Raw genomic sequence first — 7,581 nt, forward strand, 5'->3', positions numbered from 1 at the left:
TTGTGCCGCGTGCGGGCTCGATTCACACCGCCTTGCGGCGTCGCCATGCCTGCTCTCCGACGCGCAATTCGCGCGTCACGGATAAAAGCAAATTCGACCGAAAATTTGAATCGCCACAACCGGAATCGACCAGACCATGACGCCCTTCCCGACACTTCCCGTATTCCCGCGCCGCGCGCAAAAATCCCATGCCGTTGCAACAAATTTCCCGCAGAATTTCCCGCAGCTTCCCGCAGAACGCTCGAAAAAGCATTTTCCCGTGGAGCTTCCCGCAGCTGCGGGAATTCAGGATGATGGCGGCAATGTCCCAAAGGGTTTCGGACAGGGGCGATCCCGCCGATTCAATCGCGCCGGTCGATCCGTGCCAGTTGACCCTAAAGAGGCCATGCGCCAAAGCGGCGGCGCTTTTTATCCCGCACTTGCGAAGGGTTTCCGCCGCGTGACCGCTGGTCCCGACACCAAGCCGCTGAGCTTTCAGCGCATGATCCTCAAGCTCCATGACTATTGGAGCGATCGTGGCTGCCTGATTCTGCAGCCTTATGACATGGAAATGGGCGCAGGCACTTTTCACACCGCGACCACGCTGCGTGCGCTCGGACCCGATCATTGGAACGCCGCCTTCGTCCAGCCGTGCCGCCGCCCGACCGACGGACGCTATGGTGAAAACCCCAACCGACTGCAGCATTATTACCAGTATCAGGTGATCCTGAAGCCAAGCCCGCCGAACCTGCAGGAACTGTATCTCGGTTCGCTGGCCGCGATCGGCATCGATTTCACCCATCACGATATCCGCTTCGTCGAGGATGATTGGGAATCACCCACGCTCGGCGCCTGGGGCCTGGGCTGGGAAGTATGGTGCGACGGGATGGAAGTGACGCAGTTCACTTACTTCCAGCAGATGGGCGGCTTCGATTGCAAGCCGGTCGCGGGCGAGTTGACCTATGGTCTCGAACGCCTCGCAATGTATTTGCAGAACAAGGATTCGATCTACGACCTCGCTTATAACGATGCGGGCGTGACCTATGGCGACGTGTTCCTCGAAAACGAGATCGAGCAATCGACCTGGAATTTCGAAGTGGCGAATACCGACACGCTGTTCGACCTGTTCCGCAAGGCCACTGCAGAGTGCGAGAATTGCCTCGAGGCGAAGCTGCCGATCCCCGCCTATGAACAGGCGATCAAGGCGAGTCATGTCTTCAACCTGTTGCAAGCCCGCGGCGTGATCTCGGTCGCCGAGCGCCAGGCCTATATGGGCCGGGTGCGCGACCTCGCGAAGGGCAGTTGCCAGGCCTGGATGGACAAGAACGGGTGGACGGCATGATGGTCCTCTTCAGATTCTCCCCGGTACGGGGAGGGGGACCATTCGCTTCTTCAGCGAATGGTGGAGGGGGCTCTCCCCAAGCGTTACGCTGCCGGCCCACCCCCTCCACCACGCCGCTTTGCGTCGCGGCCTCCCTTCCCGTGCCGGGCAGGATTGAGCGATGACCGACTTCCTTTTGGAAATCCGCTCGGAAGAAATCCCCGCGCGCATGCAGGACAAGGCGCGCGACGATCTTGCACGCCTGTTCGCGGCCGAACTCGACAAGGCGGGCCTCAAGGCCACTGCGCTCGAAACGCTCGCCACGCCGCGCCGCCTGACGCTGATCGCCCGCGACTTGCCAGTGCAGACCGAAGCGGTGTCGGAGGAAACCAAGGGGCCGAAGACCTCCGCGCCGCCCCAGGCGCTGGAAGGATTCCTGCGCAAGACCGGCCTCACTCAGGACCAACTGGTCGAGCGCGACGGTATCTTTTTCGCGATCGTCGAAAAGCCCGGTCGCGCCACCGCCGATGTACTGGCCGAGGCGATCCCGGCGATCATCCGCGCCTTTCCCTGGCCGAAATCGATGCGCTGGGGCGATGCCTCGGCGTCGACCGAAAGCCTGAAATGGGTGCGCCCCCTGCAGGGTATCGTCGCGCTGTTCGGCGACCAGGTCGTGCCGTGCGAGATCGCCGGAATCGTCTCGGGCGCGACCACCGTCGGCCACCGCTTCCACGCACCGGACGCGATCACCATTACCAGCGCCGCGACTTATGCGGAGCAGTTGCGCGATGCGCATGTGATCGTCGATCAGGCCGAACGCCGCCAGATCATCGCGCTCGGCGCGACCATGGCGGCGCGCAAGGCCGGGCTGGAACTGGTGCAGGACGAAGGCCTGCTGACCGAGAACGCCGGGCTGACCGAATGGCCGGTGCCGCTGCTCGGCCGTTTCGACGCGGCGTTCCTGGCCGTGCCGCCCGAAGTGATCCAGCTCACCGCACGCGTGAACCAGAAATATTTCGTGTGCCGCGATAGTGAGGGAAAGCTCGCCAACGCGTTTGTATGCACCGCCAATATCGACGCGGTCGATGGCGGCGCAAAGATCATCGACGGCAACCGCAAGGTGCTGGCAGCGCGCCTGTCGGACGCGAAATTCTTCTACGAGACGGACCTGAAGGTGCCGCTCGAGGAGCAGGCGAAGAAGCTCGACCGCGTTGTGTTCCACGAAAAGCTCGGCACGGTCGCCGACAAGGTCGACCGCGTCGCCAAACTGGCCCGCTGGCTGGTCGAAAAGGGGATTGTCGGTCCAAATCTCCCTCTCCCATCGGGAGAGGGAAGGGGCCCATCGCGCAGCGATGGGAAGGGTGAGGGTGACAAGGATGCGTTCTCCGCTCACCCTCACCCTTCCGACGCTTCGCGTCTCCCTCCCTCTCCCGATGGGAGACGGAATGCTGCCGCAGCGCTCGCCGATCAGGCCGAACGCGCCGCGCGTCTGGCCAAGGCGGATCTGGTCACCGGCATGGTCGGCGAATTCCCCGAACTGCAGGGCCTGATGGGCGGCTATTACGCCCGCGCGCAGGGCGAGAACGAAGCGGTCGCCGACGCGATCCGCGATCATTACAAGCCAGTCGGGCAGGGCGATGATGTGCCCACCGCGCCGGTGACGGTAGCGGTGTCGCTGGCTGATAAGCTGGATACGATTACCGGATTCTTCCTGATCGACGAGCGGCCAACTGGTTCCAAGGACCCCTTTGCGCTGCGTCGCGCCGCAATCGGCATTATCGAATTGGTGCTGAAAAATAGCTTGGCGATGGAAACCATGTATTTCTTTCACCGTGCGGGAAGCGGATACCAGAGGCAGCTTCAAAATCGGCCGGAATTTCAAGGCGATTGGCAAGAGGGCTTGGGCAAACTGTTTACGACCGGCTTCTACGGCGCCGTCACTGATTTCGTCTTCGACCGGTTGAAGGTACAGCAGCGTGGCGCCGGCGTGCGTCATGACCTCATCGATGCCGTGTTCGCACTTGGCGACGATCAGCCGGTCCGCTTGCTGGCCCGCGTCCATGCGCTGCAGTCCTTCGTCATCACGGAGGACGGCAGGAACCTGCTCGCCGGGTACAAACGCGCCGCGAATATCCTCAAGAAGGAAGGCTTCCTTACTCCCTCTCCCCCTGTGGGAGAGGGAAGGGGCCCATCGCTACGCGATGGGAAGGGTGAGGGGGACGCTAGTGTGTCGCCCATCACTCCCCCTCACCCTTCCGTCGCTTCGCTCCTCCCTCCCTCTCCCACAGGGGGAGAGGGAGAAGAGGCCGCGCTCATTGCCGCGCTCGATGCTGCCGAACCGCGAGCACGCCAGGCCGTGGCGAGCGAGGATTTCGCCGGTGCCATGGCGGCACTCGCCAGCCTGCGCGAGCCGATCGACCGCTTCTTCGAAGCGGTGACGGTCAACGATCCCGATCCGGATAAAAGAACAGCGCGGCTCACGCTGCTCGCGCGGGTGCGCAATGCGGTCCACGCGGTGGCGGATTTTTCGAAGATCGAGGGTTGATCAGCTTCAAACGATACGAGCTAGATGGGGACGAGTGAATGACGCAGTACGTCTACCGCTTCGGCGGCGGGGTTTCCGATGGGGGCAAGGGCGACAAGAATCTGCTCGGCGGCAAGGGCGCGAACCTTGCCGAGATGGCCTCGATCGGTCTGCCGGTGCCGCCGGGGTTCACCATCTCGACCGAATTCTGCGAAGTCTATTATGACGAGGGGCGCGCCTTTCCGCAGGGCCTTCGCGATGAAGTCGCGACGGGTCTCGCCCATATCGAGGGCGTCACGGCCAAGATATTCGGCGATGCGTCCGATCCGCTGCTCGTCTCGGTCCGCTCCGGCGCGCGCGCGTCGATGCCGGGCATGATGGACACGGTGCTCAACCTCGGCCTCAACGACGAGACGGTGAAGGGTCTGGCCGAGACCTCGGGCGACGCCCGCTTCGCCTGGGACAGCTATCGCCGCTTCATCCAGATGTATTCCGATGTCGTGCTCGAACTCGACCATGGCAGCTTCGAGGAAGCGCTTGAGATCGCCAAGGAAGACAAGGGCTATTATCTCGACACCGACCTGACCGCCGAGGATCTGCAGGCGCTGGTCGCCGAGTATAAGGCGCTGGTCGAGGCGCAGTGGAACAAGCCCTTCCCGCAGGACGTGCATGATCAGCTGTGGGGCGCGGTCGGCGCGGTGTTCGGATCGTGGCAGTCGGAGCGGGCGAAAGTCTATCGCCGGTTGAACGACATTCCCGCCGCCTGGGGCACAGCGGTCAATGTGCAGGCGATGGTGTTCGGCAATATGGGCGATACCTCGGCGACGGGTGTGGCGTTCACGCGCGATCCGGCCAAGGGCGACCGCGCATATTATGGCGAGTTCCTGATCAACGCGCAGGGCGAGGACGTCGTCGCCGGCATCCGCACCCCGCAATATCTGACCAAGGCGGCGCGCGAGGCCGCCAATGCCAAGCCCGCCTCGATGGAAGAGGCGATGCCGGTCGTGTTCGGCGAACTGGCCAAGGTGTTCGACCTGCTCGAAACGCATTACCGCGACATGCAGGACATCGAGTTCACCGTGCAGCAGGGCAAATTGTGGATGCTGCAAACCCGTTCGGGCAAGCGCACCGCCAAGGCCGCGTTGAAGATCGCGGTCGATATGGCCGAGGAAGGGCTGATCACGCGCGAGGAAGCGGTCGCGCGCGTCGACCCGCAGGCGCTCGATCAGCTGCTCCACCCGACACTGGATCCCAATGCGGTACGCGACGTGCTGACCAAGGGGCTTCCCGCATCGCCGGGGGCGGCCAGTGGAGCGGCGGTGTTCGACAGCGACACCGCCGAAAAGCGCGCGGCAGCCGGCGACAGCGTGATTCTGATCCGCGTCGAAACCTCGCCGGAAGACATTCACGGCATGCACGCGGCACGGGGCATCCTGACCGCGCGCGGCGGCATGACCAGCCACGCGGCAGTGGTCGCGCGCGGCATGGGGCGTCCTTGCGTCTCGGGCGCTGGCACCATTGCGATCGATGCCAAGGCGGGCGTTATGCGCGTTGCGGGCCGAGAAATCCGCGAGGGCGACACGATCACTATCGACGGCACCACCGGCGAAGTGATGGCCGGCGCGGTGCCGACCGTGCAGCCCGAATTGTCGGGTGATTTCGGCACGTTGATGGAATGGGCCGATGGCGTTCGGCGCCTGAAGGTACGCGCCAATGCGGAAACGCCGCTCGACGCCAGGGTGGCGCGTGAATTCGGTGCCGAAGGCATCGGACTGTGCCGGACGGAACACATGTTCTTCGACGCGGCGCGGATCACCGCGGTGCGCCAGATGATCCTGGCCGAGGACGAGAAGGGCCGCCGCGTCGCGCTCGACAAGCTGCTCCCCGAACAGCGCGCCGATTTCGTCCAGCTGTTCGAGGTGATGGCTGGCCTGCCGGTGACGATCCGCTTGCTCGATCCGCCGCTGCATGAATTCCTGCCGCATGAGGAAAGCGAGTTCGCCGAGGTCGCGACCGCCGCCGGGGTTGATGTCGATATCCTCAAGCGCCGCGCCGCCGAACTGCACGAGTTCAACCCGATGCTCGGCCATCGCGGCTGCCGGCTTGGCGTGACCTATCCCGAGATTTACGAGATGCAGGCGCGCGCCATTTTCGAAGCGGCGATCGAGGTCGCGGTCAAGTCGGGCGCGGCGCCGATCCCCGAAGTGATGATCCCGCTGGTCGCCACGCGGCGCGAGCTGGAGCTGATGAAGATGGTGGTCGAAAAGGCTGCGCAAGCCGTGTTCGCCGACAAGGGCCGCACGATCGAGTATTTGATCGGCACGATGATCGAACTGCCGCGCGCTTGCCTGATGGCGGGCGAGATCGCCGAGGTCGGCGCGTTCTTCAGCTTTGGCACCAACGATCTGACGCAGACCACGCTTGGTGTCAGCCGCGACGACGCGGCGCGTTTCCTGACCACCTATGTCGAGCGCGGAATCTACGCCAAGGACCCGTTCGTCAGCCTCGATATCGAAGGCGTCGGCCAGCTGATCGAACTCGCGGCGGAGCGCGGCAGAGCGACGCGGCCGGAGATCAAGCTCGGCATTTGCGGCGAACATGGCGGCGATCCGGCGAGCATCGCGTTTTGCGAGCGCATCGGTCTCGATTATGTCAGCGCCTCGCCCTACCGCGTACCGATCGCGCGGCTCGCGGCGGCACAGGCGGCGCTGGGCAAGGCGGGCTAGGCCCGGCGGCGCGCGCAAGCCATTGCGCGTCACCTGCGATCATGGTGCCGCGGCAATCCGCACGCTGCCCGGTCGTACGCGGCTGAGCGGTCAGCTCCAGAAGAGCGCGCGATGTTCCTCGGTCTTGCCGGCGCTGAGCAGCGTCGCCTGGTCGCGCCAACGCTCGCGCAGGATGAAGCCGGCAGGGATGTCGAGTCGCTGTTCCAGCGCCATCTCGTCCTCGTCCGATAGCTTGGCGATATCGGCGAAGCTGGTCATATCGAGTGCGGCCAGCTTCGCCCTCATCGCGTCATCGATGCCGCGGATGCGCGAAAGGTCATCGCCGCCGCTGCCGCCGGAGTCGCGTAACGGGAAAGCGGCTACGGCGGCGCTGGTGGCGAGGGGCGCGGCCCGTACGGCGATCGGCGCGGCATCGGGTTCGGGCGCAATCGATACCGGATCCGTGATGGTCGCCGGCGCGGCGATCGGCGGCCCGGCCTTGTCCGCCTGTTCCTTCAGCGCGGCATTTTCCTGCTCCAGATCGGCAATACGGGCTTTGCCTTCGCCAATCTGGACCTCGGCCTTGTGCCGGTAATTGCTGTACGCCTCGCTCTCTTCATAAAGGCGCCGGCGCCATTTCCTGCCGCCGGGGTGCAGGCCGAGGCCGAGGATCACGCCACCGATGAGCAGCAGCGCAAGCACCATGAATTGACCCAAGCTATTGAACAGCATCTGCGTTTCCCGAGTCTCGGCCCGACGGTTCGGCGCCGGGATCGATCCTGACGAGTCAGTCGCGTGGGATCAAGCGCCCCGAACGGTCCCTAGTGGATTGATTCCAACGTTTGGTGCCCGCGCCTGACAGCTGCGATAATGTGATCGGGATCGGCCTTCCAGACGAACGGTCGTGGTTCTTGATTATGCTCTTTGATGAAGCGGTTGATGGCAGCCTGGAGGTCGACGACGGAGTGGAAGACGCCGTGCTTCAGGCGTCGTCGGGTCAGCGTGGCGAAGAAGCCCTCGACAGCGTTGAGCCACGAGCAGGATGTCGGGAC

The 7,581-nt window shown here is 64.1% G+C and carries 5 protein-coding genes and 1 pseudogene; 3 read left to right on the forward strand and 3 right to left on the reverse strand.

Annotation, left to right across the window (positions count from 1 at the left end; genetic code table 11):
* Nucleotides 1-22: 22 nt before the first annotated feature.
* Complete coding sequence (locus ACVWZA_RS14895) at nt 23-394, reverse strand: hypothetical protein (RefSeq protein ID WP_457312036.1); 372 nt, start codon at nt 392-394, stop codon at nt 23-25.
* 87 nt (nt 395-481) lie between these two features.
* Here ACVWZA_RS14895 and ACVWZA_RS14900 point away from each other — a divergent pair, with 87 nt between their 5' ends.
* From ACVWZA_RS14900 to ppdK, 3 genes are all read left to right on the forward strand, one after another.
* Nucleotides 482-1,321: a glycine--tRNA ligase subunit alpha gene (locus ACVWZA_RS14900; RefSeq protein ID WP_457312049.1), complete on the forward strand. Its 840-nt coding sequence runs from the start codon at nt 482-484 to the stop codon at nt 1,319-1,321.
* 160 nt (nt 1,322-1,481) lie between these two features.
* Entirely contained in the window at nt 1,482-3,845 is a 2,364-nt protein-coding gene (gene glyS / locus ACVWZA_RS14905) for a glycine--tRNA ligase subunit beta (protein WP_457312037.1), read from the forward strand.
* A 38-nt stretch (nt 3,846-3,883) separates the two neighbouring features.
* Nucleotides 3,884-6,550 carry a pyruvate, phosphate dikinase gene (ppdK, locus tag ACVWZA_RS14910; RefSeq protein ID WP_457312038.1) on the forward strand — a complete coding sequence of 889 codons (2,667 nt, stop codon included), beginning with the start codon at nt 3,884-3,886 and terminating at the stop codon, nt 6,548-6,550.
* A 90-nt stretch (nt 6,551-6,640) separates the two neighbouring features.
* Here ppdK and ACVWZA_RS14915 read toward each other — a convergent pair whose 3' ends face one another.
* On the reverse strand, nt 6,641-7,261 hold the full coding sequence (locus ACVWZA_RS14915) for a hypothetical protein (RefSeq protein ID WP_457312039.1): 621 nt from the start codon (nt 7,259-7,261) through the stop codon (nt 6,641-6,643).
* 89 nt (nt 7,262-7,350) lie between these two features.
* Nucleotides 7,351-7,581, reverse strand: a pseudogene (locus ACVWZA_RS14920) (IS630 family transposase); the annotation flags it as partial.

This window comes from Sphingomonas sp. UYAg733 (assembly GCF_054057355.1).

Coding starts and splice junctions, on each gene's coding strand:
- ACVWZA_RS14900 (WP_457312049.1), top strand. CDS start 482: ATGATCCTCAAGCTCCATGACTATTGGAGCGATCGTGGCTGCCTGATT.
- glyS (WP_457312037.1), top strand. CDS start 1,482: ATGACCGACTTCCTTTTGGAAATCCGCTCGGAAGAAATCCCCGCGCGC.
- ppdK (WP_457312038.1), top strand. CDS start 3,884: ATGACGCAGTACGTCTACCGCTTCGGCGGCGGGGTTTCCGATGGGGGC.
- ACVWZA_RS14915 (WP_457312039.1), bottom strand. CDS start 7,261: ATGCTGTTCAATAGCTTGGGTCAATTCATGGTGCTTGCGCTGCTGCTC.